Origin of the sequence: Streptomyces sp. CA-294286, from assembly GCF_050947155.1 — a bacterium.
In the GTDB taxonomy this organism is placed as follows: domain Bacteria; phylum Actinomycetota; class Actinomycetes; order Streptomycetales; family Streptomycetaceae; genus Streptomyces.
On the sequence record NZ_CP192005.1, the window covers coordinates 926,060 to 948,412 of the forward strand.

Consider the following 22,353-nt stretch of genomic DNA (forward strand, 5'->3'; position numbering starts at 1 on the left):
GCCTGTGTGCTGGGATCGACCCTACGTCCAGCGAACGGGACGTATCGGACAGGGTGCAGGTCGTGGAAACGCCTTGACGGGATTCTGATGCGCCCGGCACCCGCACCTGCGCGCCGCGCCCTGTCCGACCGCGCCCCGCGCCGCCCCCGTGTCCGTGTCCCGCCCGCCGGTTCGGTGGAACTCTCTGTCGCGAATCCGCCAGGCACCCCGCGCCGCTCCGAGCCCTGTCCGACCGCCCCGCGTCCGCGTCCCGCCCGCGGTCCGGCGGACCTCGCCGTCGCGAATCCGCCAGGCACCCCGCGCCTGCCCGAGCCCTGTCCGACCGCGCCCCGCGCCGCCCCGCGCACAGTCCGACCGCGCCGCCCCGCGTCCCGCACACCGGTCCGGCAGAACTCGCCGTCGCGAATCGGCCAAGCGGCCCGCGCCGCCCCACGCCCAGTCCGACCGCGCCCGCGTCCCGCACACCGGCCAGGCGCCCCGCGCCCGTCCGGAACTCTCCCCGCCACCCTGTCCGACAGCACCCGGCCCGTCAGCACCCGGCCGACCGCGCGCGGCCCGTCGGTGCCCCGGCCCCGACTGCGTCGGCCGGCCGCGTCGGCGGCGGTGGCTGTCAGTCGCTCTCGTGGATGCGGCCGTCGCGAAGCTCGATCACGCGGTCGGCGAGGCCGAGCAGTTGGGCGTCGTGCGTGGCGACCAGGGCCGTCACGCCTTCGCTGCGCACGACGGCGCGGAGCAGTTCCATGACCGCCAGACCCGTCTCCGCGTCGAGCTGTCCGGTCGGCTCGTCGGCGATCAGCAGGGCGGGTCGGTTGGCGAGCGCGCGGGCGATGGCGACGCGCTGCTGCTGACCGCCGGAGAGCTCGCCGGGGCGCTGCGTCGCGTGGTCGGCGAGGCCGACGAGGCCGAGCAGCAGGGCGACGCGCTCCTCCCGCTCCTTGGGGTCGGTCCTGCGCAGCCGCAGCGGCACCCCGACGTTCTCGGCGGCGCTGAGAATCGGTATGAGGCCGAAGGACTGGAAGACGAAACCGATGCGGTCGCGGCGCATCTCCAGCAGGCCGGTCTCCCCGAGGGAGCCCATGTCGGTGCCGTCGACGACGACCCTGCCCTCGTCCGCCTTGTCGAGCCCGCCGACGAGGTTGAGCAGGGAGGTCTTGCCGGAGCCCGACCGTCCCTTGAGCGCGACGAGCTCGCCGCGCGGCACGGTGAAGGAGACGCCGCGCAGCGCGTGCACGGCGGCGGCGCCCGTTCCGAAGGAGCGGTGCAGGTCCTCGACGCGCACCATGGGACTGTCCTGGAGCACCGTGCCGGTGCCGGTGCTGGTCTGCGCGCTCTCGGTCATGTCCCGCTCCCCCGCTCGTAACGCTGTCCGTGCGCCCATTGTTGCCGACGGGTCCGACAACGGTCGTCCGACCGGCGGATTGCCGCCTCCCGGCGGGGTTTCGGCAGGTCGGGCCGGACTCCGGCGTAGCCGCTCCCGGTACTGGGACGCACTGCGCACCCTGCCCGCGGTCCGTCCGCACGCGGGGACGCGCCGCTCCTCGGACAGCACAGGCGGCGATCAACTCCCGATCGCGGCAGGGAAGTCGACGGGTCGTCCCCGGCAGCACGAAGGCCGGTGGCCCGCGCCCCTCGAAAGGGGTGCGGGCCACCGGCCCGACGGCAGGGCCGAAGCCGTGCGCGAGAGGGGGTCAGCGGACCTCGGTGATCTCCGGGCCACGCTGCAACTGCCCCATGCCGCCGGAGAAGCGGGACTCCCCCTGCTCCTCCTGCTGGACTCCCTCGGCGACCATCTGCGCGTCGTCGGGGAGCTTCAGGACGATCGGGTCGCGCGGCGCCATCGGCCCGTCGCCCCGTACGACCACGGTGTCCAGGAAGATCTGCTCCAGCACGCCCGCCGCTTCGGGCTGCACCGCGCCCTGCCCGGAGATCACACCGCGCAGGAACCAGCGGGGACCGTCCACGCCGACGAAGCGCACCAGCTGCACCCCGCTGTTGCCGTCCGGCAGCTGCACCGGGACCTGGGCGCGCAGTTCCCAGCCGAGCGGACCCTCGACCTCGTCGATGACGCCGCCCTGCGAGGTGATGCCGGTGGCGATCTCCTCCCGGACCTCGCCCCAGATGCCTTCCTTCTTCGGTGCCGCGAAGGCCTGGAGCTGGACGGCGCTGTCACGCAGTACGACCGTGGCCGCCACGATCGCGTCGCCCGCGACCTCGACCCGCAGTTCCATGCCGTCGACCCCGGGCACGAAGATGCCGCCCAGGTCGACCCGGCCCTCGCCGGGCTGGGAGACCTCGGAGACGTCCCAGGGGCCGTCGGGGCGAGGGGCGGGCGGCAGGTTCACCCTGCGCACCCGGCCGTCCTCGTCCTCCAGTTCCTCGCCGGCCGAGACCTCGTCGGCGACCTGCTCGGTCACGCCCGCCTCGTCCTCGGCGGATTCGCTCTTCTTGCGACGTCCGAACACGTCACTGTCCTTCCCGGTCGACTACGACCGAAGCGTATGAGTTCCCACCCGTTGCGTCATCCACCGAGCCGCCCACCGGTCCACCGGCAACGGTGACGCCGGCAGCAGGCCCCACCGCGGCATGGCCGCCGGTCGACCCGAAGCCGCCCGCGGCCCGCGCCGAGCCGGGAAGCTCCGCGACCTCGTGGAAGCGCACCTTCTCGACCTGCTGGACGACCAGTTGGGCAATCCGGTCGAAACGCTCGAACCGCACGCTCTCGCGCGGGTCCAGATTGACCACGATCACCTTGATCTCCCCACGGTACCCGGCATCGACCGTCCCGGGGGCATTCACGAGGGCCAGACCGCAGCGTGCGGCGAGCCCCGATCGCGGGTGCACGAAGGCCGCGTACCCGTCGGGCAGCGCGATCGAGACACCCGTCGGCAGGACGGTCCGCTCACCGGGGGCGAGTTCACAGGCCCGGGTGGTGACCAGGTCCGCTCCGGCGTCGCCGGGGTGTCCGTACGAGGGCAGCGGGACGTCGGGGTCGACCCGTCGGATCAGCACATCCACAGGGGCACGGCTCATGGGTTCACCTCGAAGGCGCGGGCGCGCCTGACCTGATCGGGGTCGGCCATGACCGCCTGGATCTCCTCCGGGCGGCCGTTGTCGATGAAGTGGTCGACCTTGACTTCGACGAAGAGGGCGTCCGCGCGGACCGCGACGGGCCCGTCGGGGCCGCCGATCCGTCCGGTCGCCGTGGAGTAGATCTTGCGCCCGTGGACGGCGGTGACCTCGGCGTCGAGGTGCAGCACGGTGCCGACCGGTACGGGCCGCACGAAATCGGTCTCCAGCCGTCCGGTCACCGCGATCACCCGCAGCAGCCACTGCAGGGAGCCAAGCGTCTCGTCCAGCGCCGTGGCCAGGACGCCGCCGTGCGCGAGTCCGGGAGCGCCCTGGTGGGCTGGCTTGACGGTGAACTCGGCCGTGACCCGTACACCGGGCCCCGCGCCGGCCCGCGCCTGGAGGTGCAGCCCGTGCGGCTGCTCCCCGCCGCACCCGAAGCAGTGCTCGTAGTGGGCGCCGAGAAGCTCTCCCGGGGCCGGTGCGTCGGGGTGCCGGACCGGGGCTATGGCCTCGGCCGGGGGCGTCAGGGCCGGCGAGCCGGCCGGGCGTCCGGGAGTGGCCTCCCGGGGGTTGTCAGTACTCACAGGCGCAGACCTTACCCGCGTAGGGAAGCGCGGGCCGCGCCGTGCCAAGCTAAGGGTCATGCAGTCCTACGAAGAACGCCTGACCGCGCCCCGCTCCTGGTGGTTCATCACCGTGCTGGTGGGGGTCTCGTGCGGGCTGATCCTGCTGCCGCTCGGTCCGCTGCCGATGCTGGGCGGGGTGATCGGCGGGATCGTCCTGGCGGGCGTGGTGGTGAGTGCGTACGGTTCGGCGCGGATCCGTGTGGTGGCCGATTCGCTCGTCGCGGGTGACGCCCGCATTCCGCTCTCCGCACTCGGCGAGGCAGAGGTGCTGGACGCCGAGGAGGCCCGCGCCTGGCGCACGCACAAGGCCGACCCGCGCGCCTTCATGCTGCTGCGCGCGTACGTGCCCACCGCACTACGGGTACGGATCACCGACCCGCAGGACCCCACCCCGTACGCCTATCTCTCGACACGGCACCCCCGGGAACTGGCGGACGTCCTGGCGGCAGCGCGCACCCCTTAGCGGGAAGGCGCGCCGGGGCGCCGCTCGACCGGACACGGCCGGCCCGCGGGGGCCCAGGGGCTGCTAGGGGTCCAGTTCCCTGCGGCCCTTCTCCAGCTCCTTGAGTTCCGCTGCGTGGTCCAGCGGCGGCAGCTCCGGCAACGCGTCCCACGGAACCTGTTTCGCGCGCAGGTCCTCGCGGATGTGTTCGGCCATCTTCCTGGTGTCGCGCCGGTTCATCACCGCGCCCACCGCTGCTCCGACCATGAACGGCATCAGGTTCGGCAGGTTGCGCACCATGCGCTTCATGATCTGCTGGCGCAGCTCGCGCTTCATCTGCCCGCCGAGGGCGGCGTTCAGCGTGGTCGGCTTGGTGAGGTCGACGCCGCGTTCCTCGGCCCAGGAGCCCAGGTAGGCGACGGTGCGCTGCTTGAGGTTGCCCGGCGGACGCTGTCCGTAGACCTCGTGCAGCTCCGCGATGAGCTTGAGCTCGATCGCGGCGACGCCGGTGATCTCGGCGGCCAGCTCGGCCGGCATGGCGGGTGGTACGGGCATCATGGCGGCCATTCCGACGCCCGCGCCCACGGTCGAGGTGCCGTTGGCGGCGCCTGCCACGAGCTTGTCGGCGAGCTGCTCTGCGGTCAGTCCGGGGAACTGTTCGCGCAGGGTCGCCAGGTCACGTACCGGAACGCGCGGCGCGTTCTCGATGACCCGGTCGGTGAGGTGGCCGAGCGCCGCTTTCGCGCCCTCGCCACTCCTTCGGACGCCCTGCCTGAGGGCCGCCAGACGCCGGGTCCCGGTCACGGACCCCTTCGTGCCGTCGAGCCGGGCCGCGAGGCCCCGCTCGCCGTCATGTGCGCCGGCGGCGTCACTCAAGTCGCCGTCTTCCCGCCGGGAGACTTCCCCGTGGGAGGACGGCACGAGGGCGGTGGACTCGGCGGACGCCTGCGTGGCGTCCGTCGGGACACTGCCGCCCGGTTGTGCCTCCGACGCCTTCTTGCGCCGGAAAGGCCGCTTCCTGAACGGTGTCGCGCCAGTCACGGCCGACCCCGTCCTAGTCGCAGTCGCGGCAGATCGGCTGACCGTTCTTCTCACGGGCCAGCTGACTGCGGTGGTGGACCAGGAAGCAGCTCATGCAGGTGAACTCGTCGGCCTGACGGGGCAGCACGCGGACGGACAGTTCCTCGTTGGAAAGGTCCGCTCCGGGCAGCTCCAGCCCTTCAGCCTGCTCGAACTCGTCGACGTCGACGGTCGTGTTCGACTTGTCGTTCCGACGCGCCTTGAGTTCTTCGATGCTGTCCTCGTTGAGGTCGTCATCGGTCTTGCGTGGGGTGTCGTAATCCGTGGCCATGTCGCTCTCCCCCTCTGGGTGGTTGCGGTGTCTCAGGCGCAGTAACGCGTGAGAGGCCGGACTTGTGCCCGACCTGAGGCGGAGATTTTGCCTCACATCAAGGTCTGTTACTCAATCGACACCTCAGACGCACTCCGGGGAGTGCTGGTCCGGGATGGCGATCGGGACCGTACACGGTCCGAATGTCGCACTGCCTGAGCGCCACCCCGTGTACTTCCCGTGATCCCACCCCCTGGAAACCCGGACTTTTCCCGGTTTTACGGGGGGTTGATGATCACGGAGAGTAGGTGGCAGGAAAGTGCGACCTGTGATCGATCACACACGGAGCCGCCCGGGTTCCGTCCCGGGGATTCCGCTTAAAGCGAACGCATTGGCGGCTCGGATCTGCTCGATCCGGGCCCCGGCCGCCTGTCACACCGGAAGCGTGACACGCATGACGAGGCCACCGCCCTCGCGAGGCTCCGCGATGATACGGCCTCCGTGGGCCCTCGTGACGCTGCGCGCGATGGACAGCCCCAGGCCGACGCCCTTGTCGCTGCCCGTTCGCTCCGTACGCAGCCGCCGGAACGGCTCGAAGAGGTTGTCGATCTCGTACGCGGGAACCACTGGACCCGTGTTCGACACCACCAGCACCGCTTGCCCGTGCTGGACCTCCGTCGTCACCTCGACCCATCCAGTCTCCGCCACGTTGTAGCGCACCGCGTTCTGAACGAGGTTCAGCGCGATCCGCTCCAGCAGCACGCCGTTGCCCTGGACCACCGCGGGCTTCTGCTCCCCGCGCAGCTCCACCCCCTTGTCCTGAGCCTCGCCGCGGGCCTGGTCGAGGGCGCGGGTGGCGACCTCGGCCATGTCCACCGGCTTGCGCTCGACAATCTGGTTGTCGCTGCGGGCCAGCAGCAACAGTCCTTCCACCAGCTGTTCGCTGCGCTCATTGGTGGCCAGCAGCGTCTTGCCGAGCTGCTGGAGCTCCACCGGCGCGCCGGGATCGGAGAGGTGGACCTCCAACAGGGTCCGGTTGATGGCCAGCGGCGTACGCAGCTCGTGGGAGGCGTTGGCGACGAAGCGCTGCTGGGCGGTGAAGGCGCGCTCCAGCCGGTCCAGCATGTCGTCGAAGGTGTCGGCGAGCTCCTTCAGCTCGTCGTCCGGGCCGTCCATCTCGATCCGCCGGGACAGATCGGTGCCGGCCACCCGCCGGGCGGTCCGGGTGATCTTGCCGAGCGGCGACAGGACGCGGCCCGCCATCGCGTACCCGAAGGCGAAGGCGATGACGCTGAGGCCGACCAGCGCCAGCAGGGACCGGTTGAGCAGGTCGTTGAGGGCGTGCTGGCGCTGCTTGTCGATGCACGCCTGGAGGGCGGCGTTGGCTTCGTCCGCGGACATGCCCGAGTTGAGCGCGGTGCAGGAGTTGTCGGTCAGCTTGACCTTGCTCTCCGGGACCAGCTGGAACGGCACGGCGCTGCCGTCGCGCAGCGCCTGCGCGGCCAGCAGGTAGATGATCGACAGCAGCAGGATGCCCGCGATCAGGAACATGCCGCCGTAGAGCAGCGTGAGCCGTATCCGGATGGTGGAGCGGATCCACGGGAAGGCCTGTTCCGGCTGCCGGGGGTCCCAGGAGGGCTTCGGTGGGGCCGCCGGCGGTGCGGGCGTGGTCTTCACCGGCGCCTCAGATCCGGTAGCCGGAGCCGGGCACCGTGACGATCACCGGAGGCTCGCCCAGCTTGCGGCGCAGGGTCATCACCGTGACCCGCACGACGTTGGTGAAGGGGTCGGTGTTCTCGTCCCACGCCTTCTCCAGGAGCTGCTCGGCGGAGACCACGGCGCCCTCGCTGCGCATCAGCACTTCGAGGACCGCGAACTCCTTGGGGGCCAGCTGGATCTCCCGGTCGTCCCGGAACACCTCGCGCCGGTTGGGGTCGAGCTTGATGCCGGAGCGCTCCAGCACGGGAGGCAGGGCGACCGTCGTACGGCGCCCCAGGGCGCGCACGCGGGCCGTCAGTTCGGTGAAGGCGAAGGGCTTGGGCAGGTAGTCGTCCGCCCCGATCTCCAGGCCCTCCACCCGGTCGCTGACGTCACCGGAGGCGGTGAGCATCAGGACGCGGGTGGGCATGCCGAGCTCGACGATCTTGCGGCAGACGTCGTCGCCGTGCACCAGCGGGAGGTCGCGGTCCAGGACGACCACGTCGTAGTCGTTGACCCCGATCCGTTCGAGAGCGGCGGCGCCGTCGTACACGACGTCGACGGCCATGGCCTCCCGGCGCAGTCCGGTGGCCACCGCATCGGCGAGCAGCTGCTCGTCCTCGACGACGAGTACGCGCACGTCGGTTCCTTCCTGTGGTGCCCGTGGGGGGCGGAGTGTTCGTGGACCTCCATCCTGCCCGTTTCCGCCGTAAACCGGCTGTAAGGCGGCCTGCGAGGGCTCCGGGGACGGTCCTGCGGGCGGGTTGCGGGCGGGCGAATGCCATGATTCCCGGGGAAGTTGAGGTTTCCCCCGGGGACGGTGCGGGGAGGACGACAGAACACCCGCGATCACGCCCTGTAGGGGGCACGCCACCGCCCGCTCTGTCCCCCAGAGGGAGTGCGTGCCCAGAAGACGTGTGCGTGATCGGACCACCCCCGGCACACCCCCGTGCCACCGACCCATGACGAGGGGGCGCACATGGACGCTTTCACCACCAGTCTGCTGAGCCGCATAAAGGACGCCCAGTCGGACCTGACCCGGGCGCGTGAGGCGGGCGACGACTTCCTCGTGGACGTGGAGCAGGAAGAGCTCAACGACCTGCACAGGATCGCCGCCGAGCACGGCGTGCGGATCGACACCGCGGCCGCCGCCTGATCCGGCCGTCACCAGACACGGGAGGGTCCGGTTCCGCACTGCGGAACCGGGCCCTCCGCCGTGCCGCGGCCCCCTCGGGCGTGCCCGGCGTCCTTCGTTCCGCCCGGCGCCTCAGTCGTGCCAGGCGCCCAGCTCGTCCAGGAGCCCCTGGAGCGGCTCGAAGACGCCGGGCGGGGCGGCGACGGTGAGTTCGCCGCAAGCCCGTTGGCCGGGTCGCCCGCCGGTCAGCGCTCCGGCCTCGCGGGCGATCAGCTCCCCGGCCGCGTAGTCCCACGGGTGGAGCCCGCGCTCGTAGTAGCCGTCCAGCCGTCCGGCGGCGACGTCGCACAGGTCGATCGCCGCGGAGCCGCCGCGCCGGATGTCGCGGAAACCGGGGATCAGCCGGGCCGCGATGTCGGCCTGTCGCCGTCGCCGCTCGGTCAGGTAGCCGAAGCCGGTGCCGATGAGGGCCCGCTCCAGTGACGGGGCCGGGCGGACCGCCAGGGGTCGGCCGGCGCCCGAGGGGCCGTCGCAGTACGCCCCGCCGCCCCGCACGGCGCGGTAGGTCTCGCGGCGCATCGGGGCCTCCACCACGCCGACGACGGTCTCCCCCCGGTACTCGGCGGCGATGGAGACGGCCCAGGTGGGCAGGCCGTACAGGTAGTTGACGGTGCCGTCGAGCGGGTCGACGACCCAGCGGACGCCGCTGCTGCCCTCGGTGGACGCGCCCTCCTCGCCGAGCACGCCGTCGTCCGGACGCTCAGCCGCGAGGAAACCGGTGATCAGCTTCTCGGCGGCGAGGTCCATCTCGGTGACGACGTCGACGGAGCTGGACTTGGTGGCGGCCACCGCGAGGTCGTCCGGGCGGCCGTCGCGCAGCAGCTCACCGGCCCGGCGGGCGGCTTCCAGGGCGACGGCGAGGAGTGCGGTCCGGAGGGCGTCGGTCATGGTTCTCCAGGCGTACGGGGTGCGGACGGAGGGGCGTACGGGTGTCGTCCGTACGGGAGGGCCGGGGTCAGGCGTACGGGCTGTCGGCCCCCGCGGCGGCGGGCTTCGGGGCCCGCGCGGGGCAGCAGCCGACCGGGCACAGGTCGTGGCTGGGGCCGAGCGCGCCGAGGGCGCAGGGCCGTACCGTACGGCCGCGCTCGGACGCGGCGCGCTCCACGAGCAGTTCCCGCACGGCGGCGGCGAACCGCGGGTCCGCGCCGACGGTCGCGGACCGGGCGACGGGCAGGCCCAGTTCGGCCGCCTTGGCGGTGGCCTCCGTGTCGAGGTCGTAGAGGACCTCCATGTGGTCGGAGACGAAGCCGATGGGGACCATGACGACAGCGGGAGCGCCCTCGCCGTGCAGGGTCTCCAGGTGGTCGCAGATGTCGGGTTCCAGCCACGGGATGTGCGGGGCGCCCGAGCGCGACTGGTAGACGAGCTGCCAGGGGCGGTCGGCGACGCCCGTCGCCTCCCGCACGGCGTCGGCGATCAGCCGGGCGACGTCCAGGTGCTGGGCGACGTACGCCCCGCCCTCCCCGTGCGCCTCGGCCGGGCCGGAGGTGTCGGCGGCGGCGGTCGGGATGGAGTGCGTGGTGAAGGCGAGGTGGGCGCCCGCACGCACCTCCTCGGGCAGCTCCGCCAGGGACCTCAGGACGCCGTCCACCATGGGGCCGACGAATCCGGGGTGGTTGAAGTAGTGCCGCAGCTTGTCCACGCGCGGCGGGACGAGGCCCTCCTCCTGGAGCAGGGCGATCGACTCGGCGAGGTTCTCGCGGTACTGGCGGCAGCCGGAGTACGAGGCGTAGGCGCTGGTCGCCAGGACGGCGACGCGGCGGTGGCCGTCGCGGGTGATCTCGCGCAGCGTGTCGGTCAGGTACGGGGCCCAGTTGCGGTTGCCCCAGTAGACCGGCAGTCCGTCCAGCCCGTGTGCGGCGAAGTCCTCGCGGAGGGCGTCCAGGAGGTGGCGGTTCTGCTCGTTGATCGGGCTGATGCCGCCGAAGAGGAAGTAGTGCTGCCCCACCTCCTTGAGGCGTTCCTCGGGGATGCCCCGGCCGCGCGTCACGTTCTGGAGGAACGGGACCACGTCGTCGGGGCCCTCCGGCCCGCCGAAGGAGAGCAGCAGCAGGGCGTCGTACGGAGCGGCGTCGTGCGCGGTGGTGTCGGTGACTGCATCGAGCTGATCAGGCATGTACCGATCCTGCCACCCGCCTCCGACAACGCCGCGTCCGGCACGTGCCGCGTCCGCGCGCGCCGTGGATCCTCGTGCCGCTCCACGGCTCCGTTACGTAACCTGTACGGACCATTCACCCGCGGTGTGACGCTCGGTCCCCCGCGCGCGCCCGATCGGCGGAGCACTTCCTTGCCCAGTCCCTACCGCGCCCTCTTCGCCACCCCGGGAACGAAGAGTTTCTCGGCGGCCGGCCTGCTCGGCCGGATGCCCCTGTCCATGATGGGCATCGGCATCGTCACCATGATCTCCCAGCTCACCGGCCGTTACGGGCTCGCGGGGGCGCTCGCGGCGACCCTCGCGATGTCGGCCGCCGTCTTCGGTCCGCAGATCTCCCGGCTGGTCGACCGGCACGGGCAGAGCCGGGTGCTGCGCCCGGCGACGCTGGTGGCCGTCGTCGCGGTCGCCGGACTCCTTATCTGCGCCCAGCAGGGCACGCCCGACTGGACGCTGTTCGTGTGCGCGGCGGGCGCGGGCACGGTGCCCAGCGTCGGGTCGATGGTCCGGGCCCGTTGGGCGGCGCTCCACCGGGGCTCGCCGCGCGAGCTGCACACGGCGTACTCCTGGGAGTCGATCGCCGACGAGATCTGCTTCATCTTCGGGCCCATCGTCTCGATCGGCCTGTCCACCGCCTGGTTCCCGGAGGCGGGCCCCCTGGTCGCGGGCGTCTTCCTGCTGGTCGGCGTCTTCTGGCTGACCGCTCAGCGGGCCACGGAACCCGTTCCGCATCCGCGCGAACCGGGCGGCGGGGGCGGCTCGGCGCTGAAGTCCCGGGGGCTGCAGGTGCTGGTGGCCACGTTCGTCGCCACCGGCGCGGTCTTCGGGTCCGTCGACGTGGTCACCGTGGCGTTCGCGGAGGAGCAGGGCCACAAGGCGATGGCGAGTCTGGTCCTGGCGGCGTACGCGCTCGGATCGTGCCTGGCGGGGGCGGTGTTCGGGCTGCTGCACCTCACGGGCTCGGTCACGAAGCGGTGGCTGCTGGGGGTGTGTGCGATGGCCGTGAGTATGATCCCCCTCCAACTGGCCGGGAACCTGCCGTTCCTGGCCGTGGCGCTCTTTGTCGCGGGCCTGGCCGTCGCACCGACGATGGTGACCACGATGGCCCTCGTCGAACAGCACGTACCCCGCACCAGGCTCACCGAGGGCATGACCTGGACCAGCACCGGTCTCGCCGTCGGTATCTCGATCGGTTCCTCCGCCGCGGGTTGGGCGATCGACGGGATGGGGGCCGACGCGGCGTACGTGGTGCCCGTCGTGTCGGGGGCCGTCGCGGCCGCGACGGCGTTCCTGGGGTACCGCCGGCTGGGCAGGCCGGCACCGACTCGGGGAGGGCACGGCGCCGATGAGCGACACCACGAAGACGAGCAGCGCGTGGCATAACTGGGCGGGCAACGTCACCGCCCGCCCGGCGCGGGCGGTGACCCCCTCGTCCGTCGAGGAACTCGCGGAGACCGTACGCAGGGCCGCGGCCGACGGGCTGAGGGTGAAGCCCGTGGGCACGGGCCACTCCTTCACCGCCGTCGCCGCCACGGACGGCGTGCACGTCCGCCCCGACCTCCTCACCGGTATCCGCCACATCGACCGCGAGGCGGGCACCGTCACCGTGGAGGCGGGCACTCCGCTCAAGCGCCTCAACGTGGCGCTGGCTCGCGAGGGCCTGTCGCTCACCAACATGGGCGACATCATGGAGCAGACCGTCGCGGGCGCCACCAGCACCGGCACCCACGGCACCGGCCGCACCTCGGCCTCACTCGCCGCCCAGATCGTGGCGCTTGAGCTGATCACCGCAGACGGGCGGATCCTGACCTGCTCCGCGAAGGAGAACCCGGAGGTCTTCGCGGCAGCCCGGGTCGGGCTCGGCGCGCTCGGCGTCCTCACCGCGCTCACCTTCGCCGTGGAGCCGGTCTTCTTCCTGACCGCCCGCGAGGAGCCCATGGGCTTCGACCGGGTCACCGGCGAGTTCGACGCGCTCGTGGCCGAGAACGAGCACTTCGAGTTCTACTGGTTCCCGCACACCGGCAACTGCAACACCAAGCGCAACAACCGCAGCCTGGGCCCCGCCGCCCCGCCCGGAAGGGTCGCGGGCTGGATCGAGGACGAGTTCATGTCCAACGGTCTCTTCCAGCTGGTCTGTTCCCTGGGCCGGGCCGTCCCGCGCACCGTCCCCGCGATCGCCAAGGTCTCCAGCCGCGCCCTGTCCGCGCGGACCTACACCGACATCCCGTACAAGGTCTACACGAGCCCGCGCCGGGTGCGCTTCGTGGAGATGGAGTACGCGATCCCGCGCGAGGCCACCGTCGCGGCGCTGCGCGAGGTGCGGGCGATGATCGAGCGGTCGCCGTTGAAGATCAGCTTCCCGGTGGAGGTGCGCACCGCGCCCGCCGACGACATCCCGCTGTCCACCGCGTCCGGCCGGGAGACCTCGTACCTCGCGGTCCACATGTACAAGGGCGCTCCCTACCGCGGTTACTTCGCGGCCGTCGAGCGCATCATGACCGCGCACGGCGGTCGCCCGCACTGGGGCAAGATGCACACCCGCGACGCCGCGTACCTGGCGGCCGCGTACCCCCGCTTCGCGGAGTTCACCGCGGTGCGCGACCGCCTCGACCCGGACCGTCTGTTCGGCAACGACTACCTGCGGCGCGTACTGGGCGACTGAGGCGCACCGCGGGAAGTGCCCGCCGACGGGGCGTCACGGGGTCCTGCGCTCCGTCACGGGGCGCTGGTGGCACCGGGGGCGGGCGGCGCGTCACGGAGCTGTCGGTCGCCGTTCTGGCCGCTCGTGCCGTCCGTGTTCCCGCCGTCCGTGCCGTCGTCGTTGCCGCTGTTGCCGTCCGTGCCCCCGGAGTCCGCGCGGTCGCCGTCGCCCGGCGTCTCCTTGGCGGGCGGTGTGGGCGGCGGCTTCGTCCCGCCGCCGTCCGTGGCGGATCCGTCGCTTCCGCCGGGGTCCGGGGTGGTGGTGGCGCCCGGGTCGGGGGTCTGCCCGCCGGTCGCCGTACCCGGGTCGGGGCTCTGCTCGCCGGCGCCCGGATCCGGGGTTCCCCCGGTGCCGGAGGTCCCGCGGTCGGGGCCCGTGGTGGCGGGGGGCTGCTCGGCGGGCGGGGTCTTCTTCTCGCCGCCGCCCCTGAAGACGCTTTCGATCGCCGGCTTGCTGTTGCCGCTCAGCGGTGAGGCGATCAGCTCGTACGTCGTGATGCCTGCCATGGCCACCGCGAACACCACCGCCGCCGCGAGCACCGATCGTTTCCACCCGCGCTTGCGCGAGCCGTGCACGGTGGCCTCGGTGAACTCCCCGCCCCCGGGCAGCTGGCCCTCCCCCAGTCCTGCCGGGACCTCGACCGTGCGCAGCACGCGCGTGGCGTCGTCGACGTGCGACGGGCGGCCCTTCGGCTTCGCGTGCACCGTGACCTCGCGGAGCTGCTCGCCGGTGCGCCTGAAGACATGCTGGAAAATCGTTCCGCCACTGGTGGCGACCACGCTGACGACACCGGCGCCGATGACCGTTCCGTACACGCCGAGTTGGGACGCCAGCACGGCCGCGACCACGGCGGCCACCGCGCTGCCGGCGACCTGCGCCACGCTCAGGTCAATGCGGCGTTTCGTCGGTTCTGCATCGGTATCCAGCTTCTTGTACATCTCCAGCCTTTGTTTGCATATCCGTTCCGCCTTGCACCAACTAGAGACTTTTGGGCGAAGTGGATAGTTCCACTTCTGATCTTTCTGTGAATCAGGACACGCACCCGCGTCATGACCCCCTCGACAGGGCAGAAGGGGGCTCATGGGGTTCCACCCCGCGGGAGCCGACGACTCCCGTTTCGCGGGGAGAACTTCCAAGGCGCGCCGGTCCACCCATGTGGCCCGAATGGAGTACTGTGGCGAGCCCTGGATCCGGTCTCCCCCATGGGTGTCCGGACCATCGGGAGGGGGCCGAAGGGCACTCGCACCGGCGGCGCCACGGCATCGAACGGGTACCTGCTACACAGGGTGACCACTGGTTACTTTGCGTCGACAACAGGTCACCGTGCCATAACGGCGAACCAGGGCGCAACGCCCGACACGCCGGGCAACACGGCAAGGTAGTGGCAGGCTGCACCCGGGCAGGCCACACTCGACTAGCGGAAGCAGCGACGCACGTGACGTCGGCAGGCACCACCCGGGAGGTCCCCATGCCCGAACTGCGTGTCGTGGCCGTCAGCAACGACGGCACACGGCTGGTTTTGAAGGCTGCGGACAGCACGGAGTACACGCTTCCGATCGACGAGCGACTGCGTGCCGCCGTCCGCAACGACCGCGCCCGTCTCGGCCAGATCGAGATCGAGGTGGAAAGCCACCTCCGTCCTCGGGACATCCAGGCGCGGATACGAGCAGGCGCCTCGGCCGAAGAGGTCGCCCAGATGGCCGGAATCCCGGTCGACCGGGTCCGCCGCTTCGAGGGCCCCGTGCTCGCCGAGCGCGCGTTCATGGCCGAACGCGCCCGGAAGACTCCCGTCCGCCGCCCCGGCGAGAACGCCGGACCCCAGCTCGGCGAGGCCGTGCAGGAACGGCTGCTGCTGCGCGGCGCCGACAAGGAAACCGTCCTGTGGGACTCCTGGCGCCGTGACGACGGCACCTGGGAGGTCCTCCTCGTCTACCGGGTCGCGGGCGAACCGCACTCGGCGAGCTGGACCTACGACCCGCCGCGCCGGCTGGTCGCGGCCGTGGACGACGAGGCGCGCTCGCTGATCGGCGAGAGCGACGACATCCCCGCCGCACCCGAGCCGAGCTTCCCGTTCGTCCCCCGGATCGCACGCCTGCCGCGCGACCGGCCGCTGGACCGCGCCCTCGACCGTTCGCTGGAAAGGCCGCTGGACCGCGCCCTGGACCGGCAGCTGGAGCGTCCCGTGCCGCCGGTCCGGGAGGCGGACGAGGCCGGAAGCGACCGTGACTCGCTGACCAGCCTGCTGGAGGCGGTGCCGAGTTTCCGCGGCGACCTGGTGGTACCGGAGCGTCCCGCTCCGCCCGCGCCTCCGGAGCCGCCGTCCCCGATCGAGCTGGACGAGCCGGAAGCCGTTCCGGAGGAAGCGCCCGCGGCGTCCGCGGGCGCGGGAGCCGCGTACGCGGACGTACTGATGCCGCGCGCGGTCGCCGGCCACCGGGACCGGCTGGTGGGTACCACGGACCGGCAGGCGGAGGCGGACGGGGTCCGTCCGGGCCGACGCGCCGCGGTGCCGAGCTGGGACGAGATCGTCTTCGGCACGCGCCGGAAGAAGCAGGAGTAGACGACCCAGGGGCCGCCGGGCCCCGCTGCCTCCCAAGCGGAAGCAGACCGTTCTACGGCGTGGGGGCGAGTCCCCCGTACCGTCTGCGGCGTGGGGGCGAGTCCCCCGTACCGTCTACGGCGTGGGGGCGAGTCCCCGTACGCACACCCGGGGAGGGCCCGTGCACACACTGTGTACGGGCCCTCCCCGGTGCCGTGGCCTACTGCGGTTCCGGTCCCGTGGCCACCGGGCGCGACGGGTCGGAGGACCACTGGGACCACGATCCCGCGTACAGCGCCGCCGGGATGCCGGCGAGTTCCAGCGCCAGCACCTCGTGAGCGCCCGAGACCCCGGAGCCGCAGTACACGCCGACGGCCTGGGCGTCCGCGGCTCCCAGGGCGGTGAAGCGCTCCGTCAGTTCGACGGCGGGGCGGAAACGGCCGTCGGCCGTGACGTTCCCACTGGTCGGCGCGGAGACCGCGCCCGGGATGTGGCCGCCGACGCGGTCGATGGGTTCGACGTCGCCCCGGTAACGTTCGGCGGCTCGCGCGTCGAGCAGGACGCCCTCGCGGGCGAGTTCGGCGGCGGCGTCCGCGTCCAGCAGGCCCACGCCGCCGGGAGTCGGCCGGAAATCGCCCTCGGCCGGGGTGGGCACGTCCGTGGTCAGCTCCCTGTGCCAGGCCGCCAGCCCGCCGTCGAGGACCCGTACGTCCTGGTGCCCGGTCCAGCGCAGCAGCCACCAGGCGCGCGCCGCGGCCCAGCCGAGCCCCCCGTCGTACACGACGACGGGGCTGTCCCGGGACACTCCGGCCCGGCGCATCACCGCGCCGAATGCCTCCGGGTCGGGCAGCGGGTGCCGGCCGCCGCCCGGGGTGGGCGGTGCGGCCAGCTCGGCGTCGAGGTCGACGAAGACCGCGCCCGGCAGGTGCCCGGCCTCGTACTCGGGTCGCAGATGCGGCCCGCCGAGCTGCCAACGGACGTCCAGGAGGACGGGCGGGCGCGGTCCGGCCGACTCGCTCGCGAGGTCTGCCGCGGAGATGATGGGGTTCATGACTGCCATCCTCGCGCAGCCTCCGCCCGGCCCGTCACGGTGCCGGGCGGTCGTCCGCGCACAGACCAACCACTATTGACCGGAGTTGATCGGACGCGACTGTTTCCCCTCAGAAGCGGACCCTCCCGTACCGCAGGCGGGCCGCCCCGTAACGAGGTCGCAATGGGACGCGCGGCGCGGCCGGGGCGCACCGCGCACCGTACGGTGCAAGCATCTGGACAGGGCACGGATCCGTACCGCACAACGGTGTGCGCGCCCCACGATCCCGCACGGCCACCACGAATGGTCCGAGGAGAAGAGACGATGACCGAGGCTGTCGCTCGGCACACACCCGGCACCCCTTGCTGGGTGAGTCTGATGGTGCATCAGCTACCTGCCACCCAGGAGTTCTACGGGGCCCTGTTCGGCTGGGAGTTCCGACCGGGTCCCGAGCAACTCGGACCGTACGTCCGGGCCCTGCTCGACGGCAAAGACGTGGCCGGCATAGGGCAGTTGCCACCCGGACGGCATCTTCCCACCGCCTGGACCCCCTACCTGGCCACCGAGGACGCGGGGCTGACCGCGCAGCACGTCACCAGCAGCGGCGGCACCGTCGCGGTCGGCCCGCTGCGCGCGGGCGAGGCCGGGCGACTCGTCATCGCAGCCGACCCGTCGGGCGCGGTGTTCGGACTTTGGGAGGCCGCGGCCCACCTGGGGACGACCGTGGTGGGAGTGCCCGGAACGCCCGCCTGGTACGAGCTGGTGACCCGTGAGACGTCCAGCATCGTGAAGTTCTACCAGTCGGTCTTCGGGTACGAGGCGGAGCCGGTGCTCTCCGCGGACTTCGACTTCACCACCCTGCTCATCAGTCGGCGGCCGGTGGCCTCGCTCCACGGGGTGGGCAACGCGCTGCCGCTCGACCGGGGCGCGCACTGGATGACGTACTTCGAGGTCGAGGACACCGACCAGGCGGCCCGCCTGGTCACCGACCTCGGCGGCCACGTCCTCAAACCCCCGCGCGACGGCGTGACCGGACGCCAGGCACTCGTGGCGGACCCGGAGGGCGCGGTGTTCACGATCGTACGGACGACGGGAGCGGCGGGGGCTTGACGTCGAGGGGCCCGGCGGAGGTGTGACGTCACCGCCGGGACCCGGGCTGTCGGGGGTTGGTCGCGCGTCTCGTCGGTCGGCATCACACGCGGTCAGTCGGCGGCTGTCGCGTTCGCTGCCTCACGAACGAATCAACTCCATAGCTTCCGATCACTGTTATCGCCGTCGGAGAACGCCGGCGTGTCCGGGCCGCTTCCGGCTTGTCTGCTGGTCAGCCCGGACCGGGACTACCGCGCACATGCCACGCTTGCGCAACTTGCGTGGGTGGTCGCGGATCTGGCGGGACGAGTAGGCCCAGTGGTCCGAATCCCTGTTCTGGGGCAATACCTGGACCACCCATACGTTAACCGGATTCCTCGACTACAGACGTCAAACGCAAGGTCAGCTCTGCACTCGCCAACATTCGAGTGATTTCAATGGGGAGTTTACCGAATTCCTTCATCACGACATCGGCAGGGTCGACCCGATGGATCTCTCCATCGCACCCATTCGCTTCGACGACGTATCGATATCCTTTAGGCACACCGGTATCGCGAGCTGTGGCCCAACACGCACCGTGCTTGCGAATAAGATAATCGGCCACGTAAGCAATCAAGTCGCTGTGCACTGTAACCCAGTCGGACTCTTTGAAATCACCGAACGGAAGTCGTGATACATAATTCTGCAGGGCAGGGACCAGGGTAGTCGGATCCGCGTTGTAGATGTGCGCAGGAACCCCGATCATATCCGCCAAATCGGCGATGGCCGTACGCCCTTCCTCAGCCCACTGCTCCAGACCGGGTTCAGGGGTGCTCCCTGCCATTATCGAAACCTTCTGGTAAGTCGCCGCTTCGCACCGGCGTAGGTACTCGAAATAGACACTCGACGGGCTACCCGCGGCCCCGAGCCAGGCAGGCAACGCCACCGTCAGGCGGGCACCATGCCTACGGGTTCAGGACTCGGACTTCCGCGCCTCGGGAACGGAGCCAGGCCTCCAGTTCTGCTGCGGTAAGTACACGCAACCCTCCCTCTTCAGCGAGTGAAGCCGGGCCGAACACTGTTCCTGCAAGGCCCCGGACAACTGTCGATTCGTCCAGGACGACCTGGAACGTCGTCTGCTGGACACTTGCACGGGAGAGGTCTGCGCCCCGCAGGTCTACATCGAGCATCCCCGCACCGTCGAACTTGGTTCCTCGGAAGCTTGCGCCGCTAGCGTCAACATCGGACATCTCGGAGCTTCCGAGATCGGCTTCGTCGAAGTTCGCGTCGACAAGAGTGGATTCATCCAGAACGGCCTTCACCAGAATTGCGCCGACCAGCTTCGCCCCACGGAGGTCAGCTCCTTCGAGGTGCGACCTGTAGAGATCCACTCCGGAAAGCTCCACTCGGTGAAGACAAGCCTCCGTGAGCAATCCGTTGGCGAGGTCGGTGCCCGACAGATCTGCACCTCGGAGGTCCAATCCTGCGGCGTCCAGCAGCGAGCTGTCGTGCGCTGCCCATTCGCTAAGAACAGAGGCAGCCTGTGGGTCAGCAGGAAAGGAAGAAACGTGCCGTTCGCGGCTACGGGTACCAGACAATTCGATCACTCCAGCCGTTCTGTTCCGCTATCGCCTTGAGGTCGTCGATCGCCGCCTGATTTGCGTTTCGCGTATCGAGGATCACCACGCGCTTCCTGTTGACGATCTGGTTTCTCAGCTTCTTCACCCACTGCTGATTGTTTCCTGGATCATACGCGCCCTTGAAGGGGAGGGTTTTGTCGCGCGCGTTGTTGAGCGGCGGCCAGTCGGAGTGCACGCCCTTGATGTCGTAAAAGACTCCAGTACTGGGGGAGTAGAGGTCCCCCTGGTTGGCTTCCGGAGGCCGCTGGATGTCGGATGGAACCTTGGCCTGTTCACGAAGGTCCAGGGCCAGGCGGGCTTCGTCCATCTCGGACGGCTTCACCTTCCCCTTATGGTCCGGATCCTGCTTGAGCACGTCGAAGTCGTCCGCGAACTGTTCTTCGATGCTTTGCAGATGCTGGGCATGTGCTGCCTGCTCTTCGGGGGACAGAGCTGGGGAAGGCCCAGTGTGGACAGAATCATTTTCGTGCCTAGAGGTGCTGTCGTCCGCGCGGCCAACAGCATCTGGCTCTCCACCACCAGGGCCCCCGCCCTGCCCGTCGCCCCGCGGCCCACCACCCGGCGCTTCGGGTCCGCCGGGTCCGCCGCGGGACAGCTCATCCGCGCCGTTGCCCGGGAGATCGCGGGCACCGCCCCGGTCTGCGGCGTCGCCAGGATTCGTGGCTCCGGCGCCTCCGGGAGTGGCACCGCCCGAGGTCTCGTTGCCCATACGGGGGGCGTGGTCGGGCGCGTTGTCGCCTGGGCGCGCCATGTCGCCGAGTTGTCCGGTGCTGCCTGGCGTGGCGCGCACCGTGTCCGCACCGACCGAGACGAGGACCCGCTCGGGGGCGGGGGTCTCCGCGCGGGACGGGGTGTCGGGGGCCTCAGCGCGCGTCGCCGGAGTATCGACCACGTCGCCCGGAGCGTCCTCGACGCGGGCAAGGACCTCGCCCTTGCCGTTGATGACGTCGCCCCTGGGGGTCAGATAGGTGCCGGAGCCGTCCGGGTTCTTGAGGGAGCCTGCCGGGACCGCGTCGTCGGTGAGGGTGTAGGTGCCGTTGGGCTGTTCGACGGCCCCCTTGGGGGGTGTGGCGTCGGCGGGGAGCGTTACCGTGCCGTCCGCGTTGCGCAGGGTGCCCTCGGGAAGTTCGATGGTGCCGGGCGGCAGACCGACGTCGACCTGCTTCGAATTCTTCAGGCTCCCGAAGAAGTCGCTGATCTTGATCCCGGTGTAGGCACCGGCCTTGAAAACGTACGTCGTGGGGTCGATGACGCGGCCCGCCTTGCCTGCGACGGAGAGGGCCTTCGCGACCGCGCCCGCCTTGCCGGCGCCGCTGACCCCCGCACCGACACCGCCGGTGAAGACGGTGGTGACGACGTTGAACGTGACCAAGCCCGCAGCACGGCCGGGGTTCGAGCCCCACTGGTCCCAGGCGACCAGAGCCTTTCCGGTCTCCTTCAGGGCGGTCTGCGAGTCCTTCACCCAGCGGCGGGCCTCCTCGCCGCCCTGCAGGGACAACGCCAGAGATGCGCCCGGTACCGCCATCACGGCGACCCCGGTGGCCAGTTTGGCCAGACCGGTCCAGGCTTCACCCGCGGCGTCCCAGCCGTCCACGCCGACCAGGGTGCCCAGACCCGTGACGGTGCCCCAGACGCCGTCGACGACGACGCCCGTGGCGAAGTCGGCGACGTGCTCGTATGCCTGGTACCAGCGGACGGACTCCACGACCGGGTCGCCCCAGGGCAGCCCCTCGGCCCCCTTGAGGTCGTCGGCCCGGTAGCCGTAGAGGTGGTCGCTCTTGGAACCGTCGTTGAGGGAGTAGGTCTTGCCGTTGACCAGCTTGACGATCTTGGAGTGGCACTCGATCTCGGCGGTCCAGAACGCTTCGAGGGTGCGGGAGATCTCGTCGCGCCGCTCGTTGTTCTCCTCGACCTTGTCGCCGTCCTCGCGCCAGGTGTCGTCGGCCGCGGCCGCGTTGGCGAAGGACTGGGCGTCCGCCTTGAGCTCCGCCAGCCGCTTGGCCAGCGGGCGTACCTCGGTGGCGTACGTGTCGAGGGCGTCGGCGATGGTGCCCATGTCGGCGCCGATGTCGTGGGCCGTGGTGGAGACCGGCGTGGTCGTGGCGAACAGCCGGTCCGCTTCAGGGGCCTTGTAGTAGGCGGACAGCCCCTGGAAGGTCGTATGTGTGTTCTTCCCCTGCGTGGCGAGTTTCGTGCCGTCCTTGCGCAGGGCGGTGATGTGCCGTTCCAGGGTGGCGAGATTCCCGGTGAACTGTGGGACGCCTGCCGCGGGGACGGGAGTGGAGTCGCTCACTGGCGGGCCCGCTTCCTGGCCTCTTCCAGAGCGGCTTGTACGTCCGGGTCGTCGAACGCCTTGCCCTGCTCTGTCGCGGCCATCTGCAATTGCCCGTTGTCGTACGCCTCGGTGGCCTGCCGCGCGCCGACGATCGAGGCATGGGAGCGCAGCGCCAGGAAGAAGAAGTCCTTCTGACGTTTCTCCATGTACTCATTGAGGGCCGAAGTGACCAGGCCCTGGGTGTTGTCCCCCGGGACGGCGCCTTCCTTGACGGTGCCGGCGGCCTCGCCGGCCCCTTCGACCGTCTTGCCGAGCGCCGCGCCGGTCGTGCCCATCGACAAGGCGGTCCTACGGGTGTCTTCCAACACCCTCCGTACGTCCGAGGACGTGATGTCCCACGCCGTCATTGCCCCACAACCCCCTGTGGCAGCGGCAATCCGCCGCCGCCCGATCTGCCGATACGTTTCTGCGTGCCCTGGCGCTACGGCTACGTGGTACGACACACCCGGCACAGCGGAGCGCGGCAACCCGAAAGCCCCGGCGCCGAGGAGCCCCGCCACCGTGCAGCCGCAGCTGTCACCGTGGTGA

At 71.0% G+C, this 22,353-nt stretch carries 22 protein-coding genes and 1 pseudogene; 6 read left to right on the forward strand and 17 right to left on the reverse strand.

Features of this window, described 5'->3' with window-relative positions; genetic code table 11:
- Positions 1-610: 610 nt before the first annotated feature.
- The 4 genes from ACQPZG_RS08830 to ACQPZG_RS08845 all read right to left on the reverse strand — a co-directional run bounded on the left by ACQPZG_RS08830 (position 611) and on the right by ACQPZG_RS08845 (position 3,653).
- Positions 611-1,339, reverse strand: a complete 729-nt coding sequence (locus tag ACQPZG_RS08830) for an ABC transporter ATP-binding protein (RefSeq protein ID WP_433545281.1) — start codon at positions 1,337-1,339, stop codon at positions 611-613.
- Positions 1,340-1,688: 349 nt separating this feature from the next.
- On the reverse strand, positions 1,689-2,462 hold the full coding sequence (locus tag ACQPZG_RS08835; RefSeq protein WP_433545282.1) for a DUF3710 domain-containing protein: 774 nt from the start codon (positions 2,460-2,462) through the stop codon (positions 1,689-1,691).
- A 1-nt stretch (position 2,463) separates the two neighbouring features.
- Positions 2,464-3,030, reverse strand: a complete 567-nt coding sequence (dut, locus tag ACQPZG_RS08840) for a dUTP diphosphatase (RefSeq protein ID WP_433545283.1) — start codon at positions 3,028-3,030, stop codon at positions 2,464-2,466.
- Positions 3,027-3,653, reverse strand: a complete 627-nt coding sequence (locus tag ACQPZG_RS08845; RefSeq protein ID WP_433545284.1) for a PaaI family thioesterase — start codon at positions 3,651-3,653, stop codon at positions 3,027-3,029. Before ACQPZG_RS08845 ends, dut begins: the two co-directional genes overlap by 4 nt.
- Positions 3,654-3,711: 58 nt before the next feature.
- Here ACQPZG_RS08845 and ACQPZG_RS08850 point away from each other — a divergent pair, with 58 nt between their 5' ends.
- Positions 3,712-4,158: a DUF3093 domain-containing protein gene (locus ACQPZG_RS08850; protein WP_433545285.1), complete on the forward strand. Its 447-nt coding sequence runs from the start codon at positions 3,712-3,714 to the stop codon at positions 4,156-4,158.
- A 63-nt stretch (positions 4,159-4,221) separates the two neighbouring features.
- On the opposite strand, the gene ACQPZG_RS08855 is transcribed toward ACQPZG_RS08850, so the two are convergent.
- From ACQPZG_RS08855 to ACQPZG_RS08870, 4 genes are all read right to left on the reverse strand, one after another.
- Positions 4,222-5,178, reverse strand: coding sequence for a hypothetical protein (locus ACQPZG_RS08855; RefSeq protein ID WP_433545286.1), 957 nt, complete (start codon positions 5,176-5,178; stop codon positions 4,222-4,224).
- 13 nt (positions 5,179-5,191) lie between these two features.
- A complete protein-coding gene (locus ACQPZG_RS08860; protein ID WP_185026814.1) occupies positions 5,192-5,488 on the reverse strand; it encodes a DUF4193 domain-containing protein in 297 nt (98 codons plus the stop codon).
- Positions 5,489-5,899: 411 nt separating this feature from the next.
- On the reverse strand, positions 5,900-7,144 hold the full coding sequence (locus ACQPZG_RS08865) for a sensor histidine kinase (protein WP_433545287.1): 1,245 nt from the start codon (positions 7,142-7,144) through the stop codon (positions 5,900-5,902).
- Between the two features lie 7 nt (positions 7,145-7,151).
- The gene (locus ACQPZG_RS08870) at positions 7,152-7,805 is read right to left on the reverse strand and encodes a response regulator transcription factor (protein ID WP_433545288.1); all 654 of its coding nucleotides are present in this window, start codon (positions 7,803-7,805) and stop codon (positions 7,152-7,154) included.
- 339 nt (positions 7,806-8,144) lie between these two features.
- Between ACQPZG_RS08870 and ACQPZG_RS08875 the strand changes: the two genes are divergently transcribed.
- Positions 8,145-8,321 (forward strand): hypothetical protein, encoded by a 177-nt coding sequence (locus ACQPZG_RS08875; RefSeq protein WP_433545289.1) that lies wholly within the window; start codon positions 8,145-8,147, stop codon positions 8,319-8,321.
- A 111-nt stretch (positions 8,322-8,432) separates the two neighbouring features.
- Here ACQPZG_RS08875 and ACQPZG_RS08880 read toward each other — a convergent pair whose 3' ends face one another.
- Positions 8,433-9,248: an inositol monophosphatase family protein gene (locus ACQPZG_RS08880; protein WP_433545290.1), complete on the reverse strand. Its 816-nt coding sequence runs from the start codon at positions 9,246-9,248 to the stop codon at positions 8,433-8,435.
- A gap of 67 nt (positions 9,249-9,315) precedes the next feature.
- The gene (locus ACQPZG_RS08885; RefSeq protein ID WP_433545291.1) at positions 9,316-10,476 is read right to left on the reverse strand and encodes a ferrochelatase; all 1,161 of its coding nucleotides are present in this window, start codon (positions 10,474-10,476) and stop codon (positions 9,316-9,318) included.
- Positions 10,477-10,647: 171 nt separating this feature from the next.
- On the opposite strand from ACQPZG_RS08885, the gene ACQPZG_RS08890 reads away from it, so the two are divergent.
- Complete coding sequence (locus ACQPZG_RS08890) at positions 10,648-11,895, forward strand: MFS transporter (RefSeq protein ID WP_433545292.1); 1,248 nt, start codon at positions 10,648-10,650, stop codon at positions 11,893-11,895.
- Entirely contained in the window at positions 11,858-13,174 is a 1,317-nt protein-coding gene (locus ACQPZG_RS08895; protein WP_433545293.1) for a D-arabinono-1,4-lactone oxidase, read from the forward strand. The genes ACQPZG_RS08890 and ACQPZG_RS08895 overlap by 38 nt, the downstream gene beginning before the upstream one ends.
- Positions 13,175-13,227: 53 nt before the next feature.
- On the opposite strand, the gene ACQPZG_RS08900 is transcribed toward ACQPZG_RS08895, so the two are convergent.
- A complete protein-coding gene (locus ACQPZG_RS08900) occupies positions 13,228-14,151 on the reverse strand; it encodes a hypothetical protein (protein ID WP_433545294.1) in 924 nt (307 codons plus the stop codon).
- Between the two features lie 530 nt (positions 14,152-14,681).
- Here ACQPZG_RS08900 and sepH point away from each other — a divergent pair.
- Positions 14,682-15,773 (forward strand): septation protein SepH, encoded by a 1,092-nt coding sequence (gene sepH / locus ACQPZG_RS08905; RefSeq protein ID WP_433545295.1) that lies wholly within the window; start codon positions 14,682-14,684, stop codon positions 15,771-15,773.
- Between the two features lie 199 nt (positions 15,774-15,972).
- On the opposite strand, the gene ACQPZG_RS08910 is transcribed toward sepH, so the two are convergent.
- Complete coding sequence (locus tag ACQPZG_RS08910) at positions 15,973-16,803, reverse strand: sulfurtransferase (RefSeq protein WP_433545296.1); 831 nt, start codon at positions 16,801-16,803, stop codon at positions 15,973-15,975.
- 303 nt (positions 16,804-17,106) lie between these two features.
- Here ACQPZG_RS08910 and ACQPZG_RS08915 point away from each other — a divergent pair, with 303 nt between their 5' ends.
- Positions 17,107-17,892 (forward strand): VOC family protein, encoded by a 786-nt coding sequence (locus tag ACQPZG_RS08915; protein WP_433545297.1) that lies wholly within the window; start codon positions 17,107-17,109, stop codon positions 17,890-17,892.
- A gap of 343 nt (positions 17,893-18,235) precedes the next feature.
- Here the strand turns inward: ACQPZG_RS08915 and ACQPZG_RS08920 are convergent, their stop codons facing one another.
- The 5 genes and pseudogenes from ACQPZG_RS08920 to ACQPZG_RS08940 all read right to left on the reverse strand — a co-directional run bounded on the left by ACQPZG_RS08920 (position 18,236) and on the right by ACQPZG_RS08940 (position 22,172).
- Positions 18,236-18,694 (reverse strand): hypothetical protein, encoded by a 459-nt coding sequence (locus ACQPZG_RS08920; protein WP_433545298.1) that lies wholly within the window; start codon positions 18,692-18,694, stop codon positions 18,236-18,238.
- A 121-nt stretch (positions 18,695-18,815) separates the two neighbouring features.
- Entirely contained in the window at positions 18,816-19,241 is a 426-nt protein-coding gene (locus ACQPZG_RS08925) for a pentapeptide repeat-containing protein (protein ID WP_433549320.1), read from the reverse strand.
- Positions 19,242-19,244: 3 nt separating this feature from the next.
- Positions 19,245-19,457: pseudogene (locus tag ACQPZG_RS08930) on the reverse strand (pentapeptide repeat-containing protein); the annotation flags it as partial.
- Positions 19,432-21,783, reverse strand: coding sequence for a hypothetical protein (locus ACQPZG_RS08935; protein ID WP_433545299.1), 2,352 nt, complete (start codon positions 21,781-21,783; stop codon positions 19,432-19,434). The pseudogene ACQPZG_RS08930 and the gene ACQPZG_RS08935, both read right to left, overlap by 26 nt.
- Positions 21,780-22,172, reverse strand: coding sequence for a DUF6507 family protein (locus ACQPZG_RS08940; RefSeq protein WP_433545300.1), 393 nt, complete (start codon positions 22,170-22,172; stop codon positions 21,780-21,782). Before ACQPZG_RS08940 ends, ACQPZG_RS08935 begins: the two co-directional genes overlap by 4 nt.
- Positions 22,173-22,353: the final 181 nt, after the last annotated feature.

Bases quoted from the DNA above. Each gene is read 5' to 3' on its own strand.
- ACQPZG_RS08830 (WP_433545281.1), bottom strand. From the start codon at position 1,339: ATGACCGAGAGCGCGCAGACCAGCACCGGCACCGGCACGGTGCTCCAG.
- dut (WP_433545283.1), bottom strand. From the start codon at position 3,030: ATGAGCCGTGCCCCTGTGGATGTGCTGATCCGACGGGTCGACCCCGAC.
- ACQPZG_RS08850 (WP_433545285.1), top strand. From the start codon at position 3,712: ATGCAGTCCTACGAAGAACGCCTGACCGCGCCCCGCTCCTGGTGGTTC.
- ACQPZG_RS08860 (WP_185026814.1), bottom strand. From the start codon at position 5,488: ATGGCCACGGATTACGACACCCCACGCAAGACCGATGACGACCTCAAC.
- ACQPZG_RS08875 (WP_433545289.1), top strand. From the start codon at position 8,145: ATGGACGCTTTCACCACCAGTCTGCTGAGCCGCATAAAGGACGCCCAG.
- ACQPZG_RS08880 (WP_433545290.1), bottom strand. From the start codon at position 9,248: ATGACCGACGCCCTCCGGACCGCACTCCTCGCCGTCGCCCTGGAAGCC.
- ACQPZG_RS08885 (WP_433545291.1), bottom strand. From the start codon at position 10,476: ATGCCTGATCAGCTCGATGCAGTCACCGACACCACCGCGCACGACGCC.
- ACQPZG_RS08895 (WP_433545293.1), top strand. From the start codon at position 11,858: ATGAGCGACACCACGAAGACGAGCAGCGCGTGGCATAACTGGGCGGGC.
- ACQPZG_RS08900 (WP_433545294.1), bottom strand. From the start codon at position 14,151: ATGTACAAGAAGCTGGATACCGATGCAGAACCGACGAAACGCCGCATT.
- sepH (WP_433545295.1), top strand. From the start codon at position 14,682: ATGCCCGAACTGCGTGTCGTGGCCGTCAGCAACGACGGCACACGGCTG.
- ACQPZG_RS08910 (WP_433545296.1), bottom strand. From the start codon at position 16,803: ATGAACCCCATCATCTCCGCGGCAGACCTCGCGAGCGAGTCGGCCGGA.
- ACQPZG_RS08915 (WP_433545297.1), top strand. From the start codon at position 17,107: ATGACCGAGGCTGTCGCTCGGCACACACCCGGCACCCCTTGCTGGGTG.
- ACQPZG_RS08920 (WP_433545298.1), bottom strand. From the start codon at position 18,694: ATGGCAGGGAGCACCCCTGAACCCGGTCTGGAGCAGTGGGCTGAGGAA.
- ACQPZG_RS08940 (WP_433545300.1), bottom strand. From the start codon at position 22,172: ATGACGGCGTGGGACATCACGTCCTCGGACGTACGGAGGGTGTTGGAA.